Origin of the sequence: Paenibacillus vulneris, from assembly GCF_039543185.1 — a bacterium.
Classification (GTDB): Bacteria; Bacillota; Bacilli; order Paenibacillales; family NBRC-103111; genus Paenibacillus_S; species Paenibacillus_S vulneris.
Genome location: NZ_BAABJG010000055.1, coordinates 393,070 through 411,870, shown reverse-complemented (window position 1 = coordinate 411,870; position 18,801 = coordinate 393,070). Strand labels below are relative to the sequence as shown.

General features: G+C 38.0%; 17 protein-coding genes and 1 pseudogene. All 18 read left to right on the top strand.

Annotated elements, in window-relative coordinates; all coding sequences use genetic code 11:
- Positions 1-106: 106 nt before the first annotated feature.
- Entirely contained in the window at positions 107-1,228 is a 1,122-nt protein-coding gene (locus ABEA66_RS34510; RefSeq protein WP_345594797.1) for a hypothetical protein, read from the top strand.
- Between the two features lie 965 nt (positions 1,229-2,193).
- On the top strand, positions 2,194-2,514 hold the full coding sequence (locus tag ABEA66_RS34505; RefSeq protein ID WP_345594795.1) for a hypothetical protein: 321 nt from the start codon (positions 2,194-2,196) through the stop codon (positions 2,512-2,514).
- A 154-nt stretch (positions 2,515-2,668) separates the two neighbouring features.
- Entirely contained in the window at positions 2,669-3,613 is a 945-nt protein-coding gene (locus ABEA66_RS34500) for a ParM/StbA family protein (protein ID WP_345594793.1), read from the top strand.
- Positions 3,604-3,870 (top strand): hypothetical protein, encoded by a 267-nt coding sequence (locus tag ABEA66_RS34495; protein WP_345594791.1) that lies wholly within the window; start codon positions 3,604-3,606, stop codon positions 3,868-3,870. The genes ABEA66_RS34500 and ABEA66_RS34495 overlap by 10 nt, the downstream gene beginning before the upstream one ends.
- A 47-nt stretch (positions 3,871-3,917) precedes the next feature.
- Positions 3,918-4,421: a GIY-YIG nuclease family protein gene (locus tag ABEA66_RS34490; protein ID WP_345595210.1), complete on the top strand. Its 504-nt coding sequence runs from the start codon at positions 3,918-3,920 to the stop codon at positions 4,419-4,421.
- A 107-nt stretch (positions 4,422-4,528) separates the two neighbouring features.
- Positions 4,529-8,476 carry a PHP domain-containing protein gene (locus ABEA66_RS34485; RefSeq protein WP_345594789.1) on the top strand — a complete coding sequence of 1,316 codons (3,948 nt, stop codon included), beginning with the start codon at positions 4,529-4,531 and terminating at the stop codon, positions 8,474-8,476.
- An 11-nt stretch (positions 8,477-8,487) separates the two neighbouring features.
- On the top strand, positions 8,488-8,787 hold the full coding sequence (locus ABEA66_RS34480; RefSeq protein ID WP_345594786.1) for a hypothetical protein: 300 nt from the start codon (positions 8,488-8,490) through the stop codon (positions 8,785-8,787).
- Between the two features lie 226 nt (positions 8,788-9,013).
- Positions 9,014-9,589 (top strand): RusA family crossover junction endodeoxyribonuclease, encoded by a 576-nt coding sequence (locus tag ABEA66_RS34475; protein ID WP_345594784.1) that lies wholly within the window; start codon positions 9,014-9,016, stop codon positions 9,587-9,589.
- A 25-nt stretch (positions 9,590-9,614) separates the two neighbouring features.
- Positions 9,615-9,851, top strand: a complete 237-nt coding sequence (locus tag ABEA66_RS34470; protein WP_345594782.1) for a hypothetical protein — start codon at positions 9,615-9,617, stop codon at positions 9,849-9,851.
- 118 nt (positions 9,852-9,969) lie between these two features.
- Positions 9,970-11,700: a recombinase family protein gene (locus tag ABEA66_RS34465; protein ID WP_345594779.1), complete on the top strand. Its 1,731-nt coding sequence runs from the start codon at positions 9,970-9,972 to the stop codon at positions 11,698-11,700.
- A gap of 43 nt (positions 11,701-11,743) precedes the next feature.
- A pseudogene (locus ABEA66_RS34460) lies at positions 11,744-12,118 on the top strand (ATPase, T2SS/T4P/T4SS family); the annotation flags it as partial.
- Positions 12,119-12,151: 33 nt separating this feature from the next.
- Positions 12,152-13,072: a type II secretion system F family protein gene (locus ABEA66_RS34455; protein WP_345594777.1), complete on the top strand. Its 921-nt coding sequence runs from the start codon at positions 12,152-12,154 to the stop codon at positions 13,070-13,072.
- A gap of 6 nt (positions 13,073-13,078) precedes the next feature.
- A complete protein-coding gene (locus ABEA66_RS34450; RefSeq protein ID WP_345594775.1) occupies positions 13,079-13,942 on the top strand; it encodes a type II secretion system F family protein in 864 nt (287 codons plus the stop codon).
- Positions 13,943-13,976: 34 nt separating this feature from the next.
- A complete protein-coding gene (locus ABEA66_RS34445) occupies positions 13,977-14,195 on the top strand; it encodes a Flp1 family type IVb pilin (RefSeq protein WP_079909118.1) in 219 nt (72 codons plus the stop codon).
- A gap of 109 nt (positions 14,196-14,304) precedes the next feature.
- The gene (locus ABEA66_RS34440; RefSeq protein WP_345594772.1) at positions 14,305-15,237 is read left to right on the top strand and encodes a hypothetical protein; all 933 of its coding nucleotides are present in this window, start codon (positions 14,305-14,307) and stop codon (positions 15,235-15,237) included.
- A 52-nt stretch (positions 15,238-15,289) separates the two neighbouring features.
- Positions 15,290-17,575, top strand: coding sequence for a hypothetical protein (locus ABEA66_RS34435; RefSeq protein ID WP_345594770.1), 2,286 nt, complete (start codon positions 15,290-15,292; stop codon positions 17,573-17,575).
- The gene (locus tag ABEA66_RS34430; RefSeq protein WP_345594768.1) at positions 17,539-18,291 is read left to right on the top strand and encodes a TadE/TadG family type IV pilus assembly protein; all 753 of its coding nucleotides are present in this window, start codon (positions 17,539-17,541) and stop codon (positions 18,289-18,291) included. The genes ABEA66_RS34435 and ABEA66_RS34430 overlap by 37 nt, the downstream gene beginning before the upstream one ends.
- On the top strand, positions 18,288-18,800 hold the full coding sequence (locus ABEA66_RS34425) for an A24 family peptidase (protein ID WP_345594766.1): 513 nt from the start codon (positions 18,288-18,290) through the stop codon (positions 18,798-18,800). The genes ABEA66_RS34430 and ABEA66_RS34425 overlap by 4 nt, the downstream gene beginning before the upstream one ends.
- The last annotated feature ends 1 nt before the right edge of the window (position 18,801 follow it).

The following is an 18,801-nucleotide window of genomic DNA, read 5'->3' as shown; positions in this document are numbered from 1 at the left end:
CATATAAGTAGTACTAAAGTATCAACAATGTAGAGGTTTGTCAATATTTTCATGCTAGAATATCCTACGAAAGTATCATTTCATTAACAAAGGAGAAGTGATAGTTATGAACTATGAAGATTATGAAGCATTCGAACATGAGCCAAATGAACTTGAGTCTGGCATAATGGCATTGGTTAAATCCGAGGTAGACAGACAGGTGGGTACTTTCAAAAAAGATTATGAATGGTATAAAACAAAATATGAAGAATATAATGGTAAGTGTCTGCGGTTATCTAATGAGCACAAAGAACTAAGCAAGGATTTAAACAAGAATCTTCATCAAATTGAAGTATTAAAAAAGTTTAAAAATCTAATCAATGAAGAAAACTTTGAAAAATTTCTTAGTTTTACCTCCCTTAAAGAGACTGGTATTAAGATTGATGGAATGTATTCAGAAACTATTCCTCTGTGGTTTAAATTATTGATGAAATACTACGATGATAAAAATACACTGATTACTCTGATGGATTTATTTGAAATCAAGTACGAGAACTGGATTCATACTTATAAAATGCCTTATGAATATAATGAATCAGAAGTAGATCATTTTTTTGATGATTTGAGAAATCGATACATTTGCAATGGGTGTATTTTTGAAAGGAATATGGGTTTTTTCTGGCAAAGCATAAATGGAGTCAAAGGTGATACAATCAAAAATATGAGTGGAAATCGACACTTTAGTAATTATGTTCCATGGCAGTTATTTTTAAAAAATCCGCTGCTCACAACTGATAAATATTTTAATCGGATTCTAAACTCTCTTAAAAAGAAAATTGATAATTCATATTACTTTTATAAGATTCAAGATTATCAAGACATTACACAAGAACAAGCATTGAACATGTTTGAACTTCTTCCTATGAATAATTTGTATGATGTACATAAAAGATTTGTTGAAAACAATAAAGAGATTATCAAACATAAACCTGAACTTGCCGAAATTTATAAGGATAAAATAAGTGATAACCAGTTCTCAACCTTCTACTATCTGAATTTCCCAATAGAAATGCAAATAAAATTTGTAAAGAGATTTGGGGGAGACCGAGTACATACAAAATTTGAACTGATTGATAAGATGGATATCCCAAAAGAAGACAAAATTAAGTTGTTAAGCGAAATTGCTGAAAAGTTATTCAAGGAGAATAGTAGAAGACCATCCATGCCATCTATGCCAGAAGATAATTGAATTCATTAGATGAATGAATTGCCAATAATAGAACATTTTCATGGGGATTTGAGGTGGGTTATGAGTCAAAAATTAAAGGTTACCATACCGCAATCAGGTTGTCCAAAAGGTAGCATAATCGATGTTATCCATATTCAAGAGGACAGAACGGCAGTAGGAATCAATGCAAGCAACGAATACGATAGTACACTTTATTATATACCCCAAAATGCTTACAAATTTATTGAGTTCGACTCACCATGAAAGGAATATTTTAATGGAAAATAAAAAATCTCTTAGAGGTTCTTCCTCATAAGAGACTTGATGGGGATTCTTTCCCACAAAAATTATAATAGCACATGTGGGATATATTGTAAACGTTAATCTTTAGACATAATACAGCAAAATATAGTATAAAAGACATGAACTCCTTTTGGCACAAAATGTTGATTGTAATCAACACATTACATCAATATATTGTGTTGATCTGAAATATATGGTAATATATGCATATAGGCAATATAAGAACATATGTTTCAGGAGAGTGATGAAGTCTGAGTAATAAAGTTTCAAAATTATCAAAGCGAATTAAGATTAGTTATAAGCAAGGGGCAGAATTAAAAGCACCAAGGAAAAAAGTTGTTTCGACAATTCTGGGTTGTAGTCTTGCTACTGATTTTGATGAAGCAAAACAAGAATTTCTTATTGAATCTTTAATAGATGAGTCAGACGATAGTTTTTCGGGTTGTTGTCAACTATGTGGCACAACTGGGTTAAAATATAATTTCATTCTTTTTAACACAAAAACAAATGTAAGGCTTCAAGTAGGTACTACATGCATAATAAGGTTTGGTGTTGGACAAGGAGTATTCGATGTTGATACAGGAATTCAACTTCTTCAGAATGTTGCAGATGAGCAGTATTTAATAAATGAATTACAAACTTCAGTTTCAAGTGTTCTAGTGCCAATACCAAATGCCTACGATTTGAATAAGTTTATTAAAACATTAAAAAAATATATGGATGTGCGAGGTATTAGGAACCCAACTGATGAACAATTAAGGGAAGCATTCTTTGGTGTCTCATGGAGAGACATCAATGATCCAATAAAGCTAGACAGAATGAAAATGATTTGGGATAGACCTGCGTACATATCCACAACAAAAAGCACTGGTGTTAAATTTCAAGCTAACCCCAAAGAGGGTACTACTTGGCACAAGAAAAGAAGACACGTGCTGCATCATGGTGGCACTTCTGAGATTTATAAAGTATCTGATTATGTTAGTAAGAAAGTAGATGGGAAATAGATTGTTTGAACAGTAAGGAGGTTGTCGCTTCCCTCCTTACTAATCATTTATAAATAAAATATGTACAATTATTATCATATATGTTAAAATCAACTCATAGTTTGTACCACAATTTACCACAGTGTTGCTACATATTCTTTGGGGAGAGTGTCATATGGTTAAATTATGTACAGTTGATCTAGGATTTGGATGGACAAAAGGGAAAAGTAATAGGCAAATTTATTTACAACCTTCAATATTAGGAGAAACCAAACCACTCTTTGAGGAAAGTGTTAAAGATGACGATATTGTATTTAACGATGATTTTTTTGTTGGAAAACTTGCTCTTAGACAAAGTGATGTAAAGTATTTCTCAATGAATGATAATAAGACAGAGACATGGATCAGCGACATATTGTTAAAAACAGCAATAGGTTCACTTTGCAGAATGCATGAATGTAACTTGGTAACTGGACTGCCTGTAAAATACTATTTCTCACAAAAAGATAAAATGGGAAAAACTCTTTCACTGATAAATGGTGGAGATATCTATAAAATAAAAAATGGATTGAGCGATATGTTTTTTGTAAAACCAAAGGTGTGTAATTTTAAAATAGTCCCTCAAGGACTAGGTATCGCCATTGATTATATTTTTGGTGAAGATGGAAAAATGGCTAAGCCTGAAGTAGCAAAGAAAAAAATTCTTGTTATCGACTTAGGGTATTATACATTGAACCTTCTTGGATTAGATAAAATGGAAATTATGAAAGAATCAAATACATTACTATTGGGGGTGGATTCAGCCTATAAGCTACTACAAAGATACATCCAAGAGTATTTTGGTAAATCACCATCTAGATATGAACTCGATCCTTTTGTGTTATCTGGAGAATATGAAGGGACGGATATAACACCTTTAATTAATAGAGCTTTTAGATCTCTATCTTTGCAAATTCAGAATGAGATTGAAAGTTTAAATATAAAATTTGATTATTTTTTAATTGGTGGTGGGGCTGCAAATAAAATAGAGTCAAACATATCTCATCCAAATAAATTTATTCTTGATCAACTTTCTCAGATACGTGGTTATGAGAAGATTGGTGTAAGACAATGGAAGTGATAAGAGTTCGCATTCGAACAAAAAAAGATGAAGACTTAAAAGTGGTACTTGATAATTTACCAAAACATATAGATAAGAGCCACTTAATTAGGACTGCTTTACGCTATTATTTATTTGAACGCCAAGATCAATTGCAGCAAGTAGACAGAATACCAGTAGTGCTAGATGACTTATTTGAGGATTTTGCATTGAACCCAAAGGAAGTAGATATTGAAGAAATTGAAAAGAAGTTCGATAATTTTTTAGACAACTTATAATCAAGTGGAGGTTAAACCTCCCAATACATATAAATTAGCAGGGGTGCATTAGCATAGACGAGAAAAATTACATTTATTTATTTTTAGATAAAAATGAGGAAATAATTTATGTTGGAAAAACTAAGAATTTAACTACAAGATTAGAGAAACAGCATTTCACTAGAAGTGGACACTTGCCATTTGATTGCTACTATCGTACTGAAACAATTTTGTATGCTCAGATAGAAAGTGAAGTTTCAATGAGCATCTACGAGATTTACTACATCAATAAATATCAGCCAGAATATAATGACACTCATAAATACAAAGAAAGTGATATTCAAATTGATCTCCCTGAATTAAATTGGGTTGAGTATAAAGACACAGGCAAGTTGAAGCATAGAACAAAAACAAAAAAATGCTCAGCACATATGATTCAAGCACGTCTTCGGGATAATAGGGATGATGATCTAATTAAGGCTATGAATGAATTACCAGAATATGTAGATAAGAGTGATATTATCAGAGAGGCCTTGAGAGCATACTTCTTTGATAAAAATTTAACACCTTAATTTTTTGAGGGATTGAAAGTAGGCACAACAAAAGGTTGATAGTTATGATAGATAAAGTGTTTTACCTACATAATCACTTCAAATTTATAAAACTGGGGGAGCTAAGATTGAGCGTAATTGCGCTTCATAATCATACCGATTACAGTAATTTGAGACTTTTGGATTGTACAAATGATGTTAAAGATCTGATAAAAACTGCAGCGGATCTACGGTATGTAGGTCTAGCAATAACTGATCATGAGAGTGTTTCAGCGCATGTTCAAGCTATTAAAATAACTAGACAATTGAAAAAGGATAAAAAAATACCTGATGATTTCAAATTGATTTTAGGAAATGAAATTTATCTTGTGGATGATCTTGAAGATGTAAAAAATAATTATAAGTCAGGTGTTACGAAATTTCCTCATTTTATTTTGCTTTCTAAAAGTTATAAAGGTCATGAGATTTTACGATATTTAAGTAGTAGGGCATGGGGGAATGGCTTTTATACTGGCACAATGCTTCGTGTTCCTATTGAGAAGAAGGTATTAGAAGAAGCTGTATCAAAAAATCCCAACCAACTTATTGCGTCAACAGCGTGTCTTGGATCAGAGATAAATATTGCTTTATTGAAGAAGAGAGAGGCAGTATATCATAATCAAATAGAAATAATTGATGAGTGTGATCAGCAAATTGACCGTTTTTTAATGTGGGGAATTAACACTTTTGGAAGAAATAATTTTTATTTAGAGCTGCAACCTGCATTTTCTTCAGAACAGATTTACTGTAATAAGCAACTACTTATGTTGTCAAAACAATATGGACTAGAGTGCATTATTACAACCGACACTCATTATCTTCGCCCAGAAGACAGAATCATACATAAAGCTTTTTTAAATGCGAAGGATGGGGACAGGGAAGTAGATGATTTTTATGAAGCAACATTCTTGCAAACAAAAGAGGAGATATATGAGCGATTAAACTATATTGAAAAAGATGCTATAGATAGGGCATTTAAAAATACACTCAAAATAGGTGAGATGGTTGAGGATTATACAATTGAGCATGATACTGTTATTCCAAAAATATCATTGCCCGAATTTAACATAAGACATTTGTTTAAGCCAGCATATGAGCAGTATCCATACATAAAAAAAATGGCATTTGCGAAAGATGAACAAGATCGCTACATATTAAAATTAATTGAAGATGGTTTTGATGAGCATATACCGAGAAACACATTATCTAGAGAGTATTTTCATAAAGTTCTAGCACGAATAAATGTTGAGCTTGGTGAACTATGGGAAATTAGTCAGCAGTTAAATCAAACTATGAGTAGTTATTATATAACAACTGCTAAAATTGTTGATATTATTTGGCAAGATGATGAATGTGGAGGAAATAGTCTTGTTGGTAGTGGTCGTGGCAGTTCCGGTGGATTTCTAATATGTTTCTTGTTGGGTATCACTCAAATCAACCCATTAGACTATGGTATAGAAATGCCACATTGGAGACATTTACATCGATCCCGACCTGATATTGGTGCGCTTGATATTGATATTGATACTGAAGGAAGTAAGCGTCCAAGAATTGTACAGGCATTAAAAAAATATTTTGGGGATGAAAGAGTTTTACAAGTATGCACTTTTGGAACAGAAGGTAGCAAATCTGCGATACAAACGGCTTGCCGCGGGTTAGGGATTGATTCAGATATTGGTTTACATATTAGTGGACTTATCCCATTCGAAAGAGGGGAGAATTGGAGCATTTCCGATTGTCTCTTTGGTAATAAAGAAAAGGAAAGAGAACCTGTAAGAGAGTTTATTAACGAAATTGAAAAGTACCCCAATCTCAAAGAAACAGCATTAAAACTTGAGGGTAAGATCAATAAAAGAAGTATTCATGCTGGTGGAGTTATTGTCTTTAATGAACCATTTTATAAATCTAATGCGATGATGAAAGCTCCCAATGGATTACCTATTACCCAATTTAATCTAGATGACAGTCAGGCAGTAGGTAACATAAAATTTGATCTCCTTACAATTGAAGCCCTAGATAAGATAAGAACTGAACTTGATTTACTATTAGAATATAAGGAAATTGAGTGGCAAGGTAGTTTAAGAAAGACTTTTAATAAATACCTACATCCAAATATTATAGAAAAAGATGATCCAAGAATTTATAAAATGTTGGGTGATGGTACAGTACCAGATCTATTTCAGTTCTCTACAGCAATTGGTTATCAATCTGCAATAAAAGTTAAACCCAAAAACTTACTTGAGGTGGCATCTGCTAACTCACTTATGAGACTAATGAGTGAAGGTGGAGGGGAGCAACCAATTGATACTTTTGTTCGGTTTAAGAATGATATTAATCAGTGGTATGAGGAAATGAATTCATTTGGTCTTTCAGAAGATGAAGTTAGAATCATGGAAGAGTATCTTCTTAAACTAAATGGTATTGCTGATACACAAGAATCTGTAATGCTTCTAACAATGGACGAAAGAATAGCTGGTTTCAGCGTAAAAGATGCTAATAAACTCAGAAAAACAATCGCCAAAAAACAAGCAAGAGAAGAATTCGAAGAACGCAAAAAAGAATTTTATGAAAGCGGAAGAAAACGAGGTACGCGTGAAAATTTATTAAACTATGTTTGGAAACAAATTGAACGACAGCGTGGATATGCCTTCTCCATTTTGCATACTATGGCCTACTCGATTGTTGCACTTCAGGAATTGAACTTAAACCTAAAATATGATCCTCTATATTGGAATACTGCTGTATTATCAGTCAATGCAGCTAGTAATGACGATGGTTCTGATGATGACTCTGAGGAAGAAGAAAAGAAAAATAAATCGACAAATTATGGTAAAGTGGCCTCTGCGATTGGAATGATGCAGTCGCATGGGGTGAAAATTGGTTTGCCTGATATCAATAAAGCATCATTTGGTTTTAAGCCAGATTTTGAAGCAAGGCAAATTACATATGGATTAAAAGGGCTTGTGGGGGTTGGAGATGAACTTGCTTCTTCTTTAGTAGAGCATCGTCCATTTAAATCATTTGATGATTTTCTTGTAAGAATGTTTGATGCTGGTCTCGTTAAGAAAGGGCAATTATTACAATTAATAAAGGCAGGTTGCTTTGACTCTTTTGGTGATAGGGTTAGTATCATGAGACAGTTTATTTCTACAAGAATTTACAGTCCTAAAGATCAACTAACAATGCAGAATTTCAATATGCTAATTGAAAATGACCTTATCCCTGAAGAGTATATGAGCTATAAAAGACTGTTTAAATTCAGAAAACATGTGATCAAATCAGTTTATGATACTCAAGATAAAAATAAACTATACATACTAGATGATATTTCACGCGATTTTTATATGGACAATTTTACCTCTGAAGGTATAGTGGACTATAAAAATCAACAGCCTATTATTTCAGAAAAAGTGTTTAAGAAAGAGTATGACAAAAAAATGGCCGGAGTAAAAAAATGGCTACAAAGCGAAGATACATTGAAAATGGTTAATGAACAGTTATACATGAATGACTGGAATAATAATGCTTCTGGTACCATTAGTAAATGGGAAATGGATTCTCTCTCCTTTTACTATAATGAACATGAATTGTCGAATGTTAACAAAGAAAAATACGAAATTAAGGATTTTTATTCATTACCTGAAGAGCCCATTATTACGGGGTATTATGAATCAAGAGGTCAGCGGAGACCAAGATTTAAATTATGTTGTATTGTTGGTACTGTATTGGATAGAGATAAAAATAAGCATACAGTGGCTTTACTCACAACTGATGGTGTTGTAACGATAAAATATTATGATGGAGCATTTGCACATTATAATAAGCAAGTGTCAAGACAAAGCGGAGATAAAAAGGAAATACTAGAGAAGAGTTGGTTTACTCGCGGCAATAAATTAGTGGTATATGGGTACAGAAGAGGATCACAATTTAAACCATATAAGTATTTTGATTCCCCGATTAAACATACTACGATGTTAATTACTGATATAGATCAATTTGGGGACATTACTGTACAAAGCGAAAGAATAAAAGTGTAGGAGGACAAAAAATGGCTAGACCTAAAAAAGTAACTGGAAAAATCTCAAGGATTTACTTGGTTTTTTTAACCGAAAATTCCGATAAAATCACTCTTTCATTCCGATCTGAAGAAACACTTAATGATTTTATTAAAGAACGTAAAATAAGTGAAAATCATGTTGTCTATAAAGGAGGTGTAAGACCAAAAACCGAAAACTCTGGTCAGCGTTCATCGTGTGTTAAAAGAACTCTTAATACTTTCTACGAATACGTAAAGCTTGTATATGAAGAAAGATTATCAGCGGAAGGAGGTGTTATTTCTGGAACTTGATAGATTCACATACAATGATGAAGGTGAGTCACCTGATGAATTTTCTACATGTGCTAATGCAGAATGTAGGAGAACATTATATGTTGGTGATGAAATCATTAATCACTATGGCTCGGTGTGTTGTAATGATATAAGATGTCTAATTGAGGTAACTGGATCTAAACAAGAAATTGCAGGAGATATTAACTAAATCATTAAATACATAAAACAAAAAAGGAGAGATCGTTTGAGCGATTCTAAAAAGGTGATTAACTTAATTTCAAAAGTTCCTCCGTCAGTAAATCATTACTTAGGATATAGAGTAGTTTCAAAAAGAAAAAATGGAAAAATGGTTCATATAGTAGTTCCATATCTCACGAAAGAAGCGAAGGAGTACAAAGAGTACTTTTCAGAATATGCTAAAAAACAAGTGTCAGAGCAAAATTGGGATATAGAGCAAACTCGCCATAAACATTTCTATATGGACTGCATCTATTATTTTCCTCGGATAGATATGGATGAGCAAAATTATCCGAAATGTATGAGCGATGCTTTAAATGGAATAGCATATGTGGATGATAATTTTATATTAACAAGAACTAATAGAATATATTATGATACAAAAAATCCAAGGGTAGAGATACTTATACAGCCAGTTGATTACATAGGAATCTTCGATAATCAAGATGAATTAAATGAATTTGAGTTCAAGTGTAAAACATGCAAAAGATATAAACGTAATTGCAGTATTTTGAAAAATGCAATTAAAGGGAAGATTCAAGATGAAATTATTAATAAAGAATGTAAAAAACACACTATTTAAAAACCAGAGAGGAGAACATGATTATTTGACCAGTATAGATATTTTAAAACTTCATAGTTATTTTTTAGATAAATTTAAAATTAATCAAATATCATTGTGTGCTCTAGATTTATTTAGAGAAATACTAAAAAATATGAAAATAGAAGAATTTTTTGAATACATAGAAAAGAATGAAATACATATCGATGAACTAATCAACAAGTATAAAGAAGATGAGAGGTTGATTTCTTATGCAATAATAAGACTAGTTTACACCTCATAAAAAACGTTTAGTATCGGAAACAAATCGTCTTCGACGGTTTGTTTTTTTATATAAAATTGATATAATAGACATGTCCTAGTATATAGATGTAGATATTAAAATAAAGTGAGGTTAATAGATGAGAGCAACATTTTATGCTCGGGTATCAACAGACTCAGAAGAGCAGAAAAATTCGATTATATCTCAGGTGGATTTTTTTAAAGGATATATTGAAGACAACAATTATTTGAAAATGAATAGTTCTGGTGCTTTTTATAAAAGAGATGGGACTTATGAAGAAACTGATGGTTATTATGTTGATGAAGGCTTTTCTGGTGCAAAATCCGCTAAGTATCGAAAAGCTTTTCAGCAGATGATGAGCGATGCCAAAATAGGAAAGTTTGATATTATATTCACAAAAAGCATTAGTCGTTTTGGTCGAAATGTAAAAGACCTTCTTGAGTCAATTGATAAACTTAGGGCATTAAATATAGGAGTATATTTTGAAGATCTGAAGATCAATACTTTGAACAGAGCAGATGATTTTAAGTTAATGATATTCGCAGCACAAGCTCAAGAAGAATCAAGAGCTAAAAGTGAGAGCGTCCAATTTGGTAAAAAACAAGGGTATAAGCGTGGCGTATGGGGAGGAAGAGAACCATATGGCTACAATCTTATTGATGGTAAATTAGTAATAAACCAAGAAGAAGCAAAAACAGTAGTAAAAATCTTCTTTTTATACTTAAATCAATCAATGGGTGTTAACTCAATAGCTAAATTATTATGGGGTGACCCCGAGAAAGGAATAGCGCCAATCCCCACAAAAAGAGGTGGGAAATGGAGTGGAAGTGCGATTTCTAAAATCCTTGCAAATGAAATCTACACTGGAAAAGTGCGATTGCATAGAACTAAGAAGATTGATATTAATCAAAACCTGATAGCTAAGGTTCCCCCTGAAGAACAAATTATATATAACGATGAAACGCTAAGGATAATCGAAGATGATATTTTTAACCTTGTCCAGATTGAGAAGCAAAATAGATTTGAAGATTTTGGTGATATTAAAATCTCGAAAATTGAGAGTATAGATGATGAAGGAAATATCGATACTAAGATATATAGAACAATTGTAAGAGGAGATACAAGACATTCTTCAGCACATTTATTTTCTAATATACTAAAATGTGGGGTGTGTGGAGGTAGTCATAGAAAAAAAGTCCAAAAACATTCCTATAGAACCTATACCTATTGGCTGTGCAGAAATAACGATCAATTAGGAAAGATAGGTTGTTCAACAAGAAATGTATATATGGAAGAACACTTAGTGGAACATTTGAAGAAAGAAATTATTAAATATAGGGACAATGAGGATATCCATAAATTAAACTTAGAACATTATATCGCAGTTAATTTCTCTTCAAAAGGTATTGATTTCAAAATTCATCAAGCTAAATCTAAGATAGATGATCTCAAATCTGATCGTGAAGCAAACTTCAAACTATTCTCCAAGAGTAAAATCAATGATGATGAGTATGAAGAGCGGAATAACGCTATTACAAAAGAAATTGGTGAACTTCAACTTGAACTAGCGAGACTAACGAATCAAGATAGAGAAATAGAGAGATTTAAGTTAGAGTACACACATTTTATTCAAGCATTAAAAAATTTCGATTTAGAAAAGTTAGATAATGCATCGCTCAGAAAAATAATTAACAAGATCGTATTGTTCCCTGATCCACGAGTTGAGAAATTTAAAGCAAGGGTAGATATTATACCTGAATTAATTAAAATAGACTGGAACTTTGTTGGCACACATGAGAATTCACTTTTAGTAGAATATTATGAACAAAACACCATGGAGCAGTTATAAATCTGCTCTTTTTTTGTTATTTTACATGTCCTATTATATATAAATCTTTCAGGCAATGAACACGGGGCACGACGGCAGCCTGTCCACAGGACATGCCAACTCAACGGAAGACATGCTAAGCAGACTCGAAACGATGGTGCTTAGCGGCGCAGCTCTTCCTGTTGAGGTGATTCGCAAACAGATTTGTTCTGCGATCGATGTCATGATTCACCTTCAAAGGCTGCGGGACCGTTCACGCCGTGTGACGGAGATTAGCGAGATCGTCGGTATGGAGGGAGGGGAAGTCAAGCTGAACCGGTTGTTTGAATTTGTAGAACAGGGAGAGGATGCCAGCGGGAAGGTCATTGGAGAGCTTAGACCTACAGGCAGCGCTTTAATGCATACGGATAAACTGGCTATGGCAGGTATTGCCGTATAAATGAAAACGTTAATTGATTAAAGGAGACAGAGCTTGAGTTATATCATTCTTACCGCTGCTGCGGGGGCATTATGTTGGGTGGCTTTGACACTCTTTCAAAACTTGGCCAAGAAGAAAACAGATCCGTTACCGGACAAGGATGGCCACAAGCTGAAATGGAAGCCATCATTGGCCTATAGAAAGACTAAAGGAGACGATACAGCTGCTTCGACGTTAACCCGGTACGATGAGTATTCATTGAGCCTTACGGAAAGGTGCATTTGCATAGTTATCGGCAGCTTGGTGTTGGGTATCATAGGATATATTTTTTATAAAAATGCAATCGCCGCAATGGTGCTGGGCTGCGGGGGATTGTATTCCCCGGTTATATGGCGTAAGCAAATGATCCGCAAGCGTCAAGCTCAGCTTCAGCTGCAGTTCAAGCAGGCGCTCTCCTCTCTATCTTCTGCTCTTGGTGCGGGCAAATCGGTAGAATCGGCCTTCAAGGAGGCATTGACGGATCTGCGTCTTCTCTACCCCGATTCCAACGCGTTTATTGTTAAAGAGCTGGAAACGGTAAACCGGCGGATTGAAAACGGAGAAACGGTTGAAGCAGCATTAAAGGATTGGAGCGATCGGGCGAAGGTGGAGGATATTCAGCAGTTTGCCGACGTATTCGTAACCTGCAAGAGGACCGGCGGCAACCTGGTGCAGGTGATCCGACGAACCGCTGCCATCATTCAAGAGAAGCTGGATATTCAACAAGATATTCAAGTCATGATGGCGCAAAAGCGATTTGAATCCAAAGTGCTGACATTCGCCCCTTTAGTTGTTATAGCTTTATTGAATTTTAGTTCACCGGATTATATGGAGCCGTTATATCAAGGAACAGGACTACTGATAATGACTACAGCGTTACTGATCCTGATCGGCTGCTATGCCATTACGAAATGGATTATGGATGTTAAGGTGTGATGCCGGATGGCGATGCTTATAGCTTTGAGTATCGAGCTAGTTGTAGGTTTGCTGATTTTCTGGACTGCGTATCCCCGATATAGCGGCTTTGTGAAGGAGCATCGTAAAGTATTGAAGCTTTATTGGCTAGCACCCCTTGCTTTAGCTTTGATGGATCGCCTCCGGCTGACAGACCGATTCGGAGATGCAATCTCACGCGTACATCAGCAGATGATCGGACTATATGGCAGCAAGCAGGCTTTGATCCGCACCAAATGCTTTGCGGCCGATGTCCTGTCGGTCAGTATGTTCCTGTTGATCGGTTGTACGCTCGTTGGGGTAGTAGCTGAGAATAACGAGATGCTTGGTTATGGAGCTATCTTGATACTGTTTCTCCCTTTTGTTCTGTACAAAGAGTTAGCGAATCAGCTTCGTAAAAAAAGACGCCAGATGCTGCTGGAGCTGCCTGAGGTGTTGAATCAACTCGTTCTATTGGTGAATGCGGGAGAAACCGTGCAGAAGGCGCTTCAGCGCTGCATAGAGAACAAACCGGACATCGACAAAAATCCTCTTCTGGCAGAGCTTGCTATTGCTGCATATGAAATCCGTATGAATGTCTCCTTCAGCAAAGCGATGGAGGATTTTAATAAAAGATGCGGCGTTCAAGAGGTTTCATTGTTCACTACGACATTGTTATTGAATTATAAACGAGGCGGCGACGAGCTCGTCATGTCCCTGAAGGAGCTGTCATCGACACTGTGGGAAAAAAGGAAATCGTTAGCCAAAACCCTGGGCGAAGAGGCATCCTCGAAGATGGTATTCCCCATGGTATTAATATTTCTGGTCGTCATGGTTGTTGTTGCCGCACCGGCTATATTGCTTATGAATTAGTTTGAGTTTGTACAACTGGAGAGGAGTAAAGCGAATGAATGGGTTAGGTCAAGGAATTCGAAAATTTTGGAACGAGGAGGAGGGGCTGGGTACACTCGAAATATTGCTCATCTTGGCAGTGCTAGTCATCATAGCAATAGCTTTCCGTAAGTGGATCATGCAATGGGTGAAAGGACTGTTTGACTCGGCTAATGCGGAAATTACCGATCAATCCGGCACGATCAAGAATGATGCGGATAAAATCAGCCCTTAAATTACAGTCAAGGCAGGATGGTGCACGAATTCTTCCAAAACCAGGACAGGCGAACGCGTACAGGTTTGTCAATGATACGAAAGGAAGCTTTACGATAGAGGCGAGCTTTGTGCTTCCAGTGATATTACTAAGCACGCTGTCTCTGCTGTTTCTCGCTCTCTATGTTTATCAAACCTCGTCTGCATTTCAGAATGCAGGCGTGGCTGCCGATCGCGCCGCTTTCATCTGGGATAACAGTAAGAAGGATGTCATTACAGGGGACTACCCCGTAGATCAGAATGATGGATTATATTGGAGACTTCACAGCGACAGCATGTCGGATCTTTTCCGGTTTCTTATCCCGAATGCAGCGGCGCAAATAACGCTTCCTGCTGCGACTAAAGGCAGCGATACCGGACCTGAAGGAAAATTGACGAAAGTGGGCCGCAGTTTATCTCCAGACTGGAGCGGCACGATGAGTTATATGAATAGCGGCATTTCAAGGGAAGTGACGGTGAATCTGGAAAAGCCGTTTCGTTCGCCGCAATTTATGATTAGGAAGCTGCAGCAGCAGGTAACCTCGACTGCGTCGGCACAAGTGGTCGATCCGGTTGAGGGGATCCGACTCATTGACTTAACACGGACCTTTATTCAAGAAATCCAGGGTAAAATCAAGCCTGACGCCGCATTAAAGACCATGGTTGAGCCCAAATCAGTACCCGATCCTGCCGCTGTCATAAACAATCACGAGAGTGCGGCCAGCTATTTGCGCACGTTGGTGAACGGAAAGGAGCAGACCATGGTTGTCAATGGCTCGACCAAAAGGGTAGTCGATGCATTGGATGCGAATAAAGTCGCCCATCAAGCCTACTACACCTTTAACGAGAACCAGCTCAGGAAGGAACAAATGCCCAAGGATGCGGCGCTGCTGAGAGATGGGGGTCAAGTAACCGGAGTTGTCTGGCATTTCTTCAAGCTGTCCAAACAGGACAAGGTCAAGCTGTCTAACGGTCTTCGGCAGGAGCTGGAGCGTCAGGGTATCGTTGTGGTCATTCACGAATGACAGAACGATACCAGGCAATCTTGCCAAACATGCAAGCAGGAAGGAGGGATGAATGCTGTTTCGGTTGCGGCGGTTATGGAAAGAACAGGGGGGAGCGGTGTCCTTATATCTACTATTGATTCTTGTTCCGGTATTTTTATTTTGTGCGCTGTTAATTGATTTTGCCCGTATTCAGGTTGCTGATAAGGAAGCAGAAAATGCAGTGAAAACAGGGGTTCGCTCTACGCTGTCCTCCTTTTCGCCGAAGCTGCAGTCCTATGGGCTGTATGCCTTGAATCAAAAGCCGGATGAATCCAAGGCGCTTTTTTTGAAAGTAGTTGAAGGAAATGTATCTCAAGCGGTTGCATCGAACTCCTTTCAGTTTATTGATCAGAAGGTAGAAGCCGACAGCTCAAGTCTGACATCGATGTATTCTCTCGGCAATCATATGGTATTCAAAAAACAAATAGTAGAAGAAATGAAATACCGGGCGCCGATGATTTACTCCTTGGAAATGGCGGATAAATTCAAGAAAACGGGACTTGCATCTACGATGGGTCAAGCCTCCCAGTTTTCCCAAAATGCCGCGAAAATCGAGAAGCTGATGGAGGAACGGGACGATGAGCTGGACAGGGCGTGGAAGGAATGGTCGGCGATATACCAAAAAGCGGTGGCGATGCATCCCTTCTATAAGACCCAGCTTGAAGCCTTGAATAAATTAAGCGACAAAATCGGGCTGCATACTATTGAAGAGGTCAGGCAATCCATTCAAGATTCCAAAAAGCAGCTGGTTGATTTGCGGGACGATGTGAAGCGTATTGATGGAGATATTCGCTCTCTAATGCAAGCGGGCTCATCAGCCGCATCCGCGATAGATTCTCTTTATGATCTTAAGGACCGTCTTCAGGATGAAATCAAAGCTGTGAATGATCGAATTAAGGATTTGGAGCAGCTGCTGGATGACTTACTGGAATATGCGAAGCTGCTGGCCTTTTTGAAGGTGAAATCAACCGGCGATTTGAATGAATTAAAGGATTTGCTTAAAGCATTTGAAGCTGCTTTGAATAAAGCTAAAAAAGCGAATGATCAGTTGAATGCAGAGCTAGGTCTTGTCCAATCCCAAAATACGGCTTCAGGCTCTTATGATGCCAACCAAGTATTTCAAGCCATCCATATGATTTCCCGCTCCGAGCTTGATGATTACGGCAGCAAAGCGGCTTCTACTGTTGCTCTTTTCTCGGGATTGGAATCTCAATTATCCAGCGTCATTCTATTTGATGCGCAAAATTACCGCAATGCAGACCAGGCGATCCAATCATTTTGGAAGCAAGCTCAGGAGCTGCACTCGGCTCAAAGTGCAAAGGAGTCGCAGAGAAATAGCAAGAAGCAAGCGGTAAATACAAGCAAGCAGGAGCAGAGGAAGAAAGCGCAGGCTTATCTCGATCAGATAAAGGCAGCTCTTGGAGGCTGCAGCATTCTTGGGTCAACCGATGCATTCAAACAGCATTACATAACGCTTCAGGGGGACCCTGGCAAAGGAACAAACGGATACTATCAAGCATATATGGAGACCAATCAGGAAGCCAACTTATCTCAGCCTGTTCCATCCATAGAATTGGATAACGCGGACAAAGCCGGTTTTAGCGCAATGAAATTGATTTCGGATTTCACCAGTCTGCTTACGGATGTTAGGGATGAGTTTTATGTGGATGAGTTTGCTGTTAGTAAATTCAATTACCGGACCTTCGGTCTTGAGAAGGACAGCAATGGCAATGTGAAGGGGGCTTTGGAGCCATCGGAACCAGGGAAGCACAAGCTGGCGAATCAGGAGCTCGAATATTTACTGTACGGTGGCAATTCCTGCGCAAGCAACTACTCGATGGCATATGCCGAGATGTTCGCCTTCCGGCTTGCAGTTGATACGGCAGAGGCATTACTGGAGCCTAAAAACGAAGTCTTGAATCTCGGCTCGCCGTTGCTCGTATTTCTGGCAGCCGTAGCTGAAGGAGCTATTCATGCTCAACAGGATATGGCGAAGCTGACCCAAGGGGAGTTGGTTCCTTTATCGAAGAAGCTGGGCAGCTTTTTCACCATGGGCTACAAGGATTATTTAAGAGTGTTCTTTTTACTGCACAGCCGGGATAAAGTTCTGTTATCTCGGATGCAATCCTTAATTCAATTAAATACCGATATCGACTTGCTTCAGAGCACCACGTATATTTCCGGCACTGCATCGACCTCCATCCGCTTGTGGTTTTTACCCGGACTGATGCGGCAGCTGGGAAAAGCCGGACTTACTTCCTGTCAGGTTAAGCTCGGCAGATGCCAGATTACCAAAACGGGGGTGATGGCGTATTGAAAGCCGGCGGCAAGCCTTGGATTGAACGGGTACCAAACAAGGCGACCTGGAGGGATGACCAGGAGGGCGGCATCGTGCTGGAGGCTGCGCTCGTCCTTCCATTATTCCTGTCCTTTATTTTAGTTCTGATTGCTTTTATTCAAATATCGCTTGCAGAAATGGCGCTGCAATCCGCCGTGACCGACACGACGAAAGTCGTGGCAGCCAATATGTACCCGGTGGATCTGTTGTATCAGCAAGCCAGAAGCAAATGGAATCAGAGCGCAGCCAGCGGCTGGATTGATAAAGTCGTTGGTCAAATCGAATCCGCTAAGCAAAAGGCAGTGGATACGGAACAGTTCATCGAGGATTATGAACGTTGGATTCCGGACCCTGTCGTTCAGCTGGTGGAATGGGAGAAAACCTATCGGGAGCATTTGGAGAACCTGGGAAATGCGAAGACCGAGGAGGCCAAGAAGCAGCTGGAGGAGGCATACAAACCCTTGTTGAGCAAAGCCGTAACACCGCTGGTCGCTCATTATGCGAATCCGGCACGGATAAAAAAAGACAGGCTGAAGGTGACGAAGGTGATCCTACCGGATCTCGAGCATAAAGAAAACGCATTTGTCGGCATTGAGGCTCAATACGAAGTACCGTTATCGATTCCATTTTTCAAGAAGACAGTCATTGTTCGCAAGCAGGCGTTCGAGCGCGCATGGGTTGGAGGAACCGGATGATCTTTACAGTGCTAACTTTTGGTATGATTATCACCGCTTTTACGACGGATATATGGCGGCGTAAGATTCCTAATTGGCTTACCCTATCGGGTTGGATTGCAGGGATGGGGCTTCATACGGCGATTTCCGGAGGATCAGGCGTTCTATATGCCCTTGTGGGCACGGCTCTCGGGTTCATACCGATGCTGATCCTTTATCTAATTAAGGCGGTAGGAGCGGGGGACGTAAAGCTGTTTGGGGCTATCGGCGCACTGGCCGGAGGAGAGATGGTTCTCCAGAGCATGATATATTCGATATTTTATGCCGCGTTGGTGGGATGCATTATTTTGATATGGCGGCGGCTTTGGAAGCAGACGTGGCAGCGCCTTGCAGCTATGCTGTTCCATTTGATTGCTTTGAAGGATACATCACAATGGAAGCCTTACCTTTATTCCTCCCATCATCTACGGTTTCCGTTCATGTGGGCCGTACTCCCTGCTGTGATCAGTGTGTATTTTCAATTATTTTAAA

Excerpts from the sequence above, each read along its gene's own strand:
- ABEA66_RS34450 (WP_345594775.1), top strand. The coding sequence starts at position 13,079 with ATGGCGATGCTTATAGCTTTGAGTATCGAGCTAGTTGTAGGTTTGCTG.
- ABEA66_RS34445 (WP_079909118.1), top strand. The coding sequence starts at position 13,977 with ATGAATGGGTTAGGTCAAGGAATTCGAAAATTTTGGAACGAGGAGGAG.
- ABEA66_RS34425 (WP_345594766.1), top strand. The coding sequence starts at position 18,288 with ATGATCTTTACAGTGCTAACTTTTGGTATGATTATCACCGCTTTTACG.
- ABEA66_RS34500 (WP_345594793.1), top strand. The coding sequence starts at position 2,669 with ATGGTTAAATTATGTACAGTTGATCTAGGATTTGGATGGACAAAAGGG.
- ABEA66_RS34510 (WP_345594797.1), top strand. The coding sequence starts at position 107 with ATGAACTATGAAGATTATGAAGCATTCGAACATGAGCCAAATGAACTT.
- ABEA66_RS34480 (WP_345594786.1), top strand. The coding sequence starts at position 8,488 with ATGGCTAGACCTAAAAAAGTAACTGGAAAAATCTCAAGGATTTACTTG.
- ABEA66_RS34495 (WP_345594791.1), top strand. The coding sequence starts at position 3,604 with ATGGAAGTGATAAGAGTTCGCATTCGAACAAAAAAAGATGAAGACTTA.
- ABEA66_RS34435 (WP_345594770.1), top strand. The coding sequence starts at position 15,290 with ATGCTGTTTCGGTTGCGGCGGTTATGGAAAGAACAGGGGGGAGCGGTG.
- ABEA66_RS34430 (WP_345594768.1), top strand. The coding sequence starts at position 17,539 with ATGCCAGATTACCAAAACGGGGGTGATGGCGTATTGAAAGCCGGCGGC.
- ABEA66_RS34465 (WP_345594779.1), top strand. The coding sequence starts at position 9,970 with ATGAGAGCAACATTTTATGCTCGGGTATCAACAGACTCAGAAGAGCAG.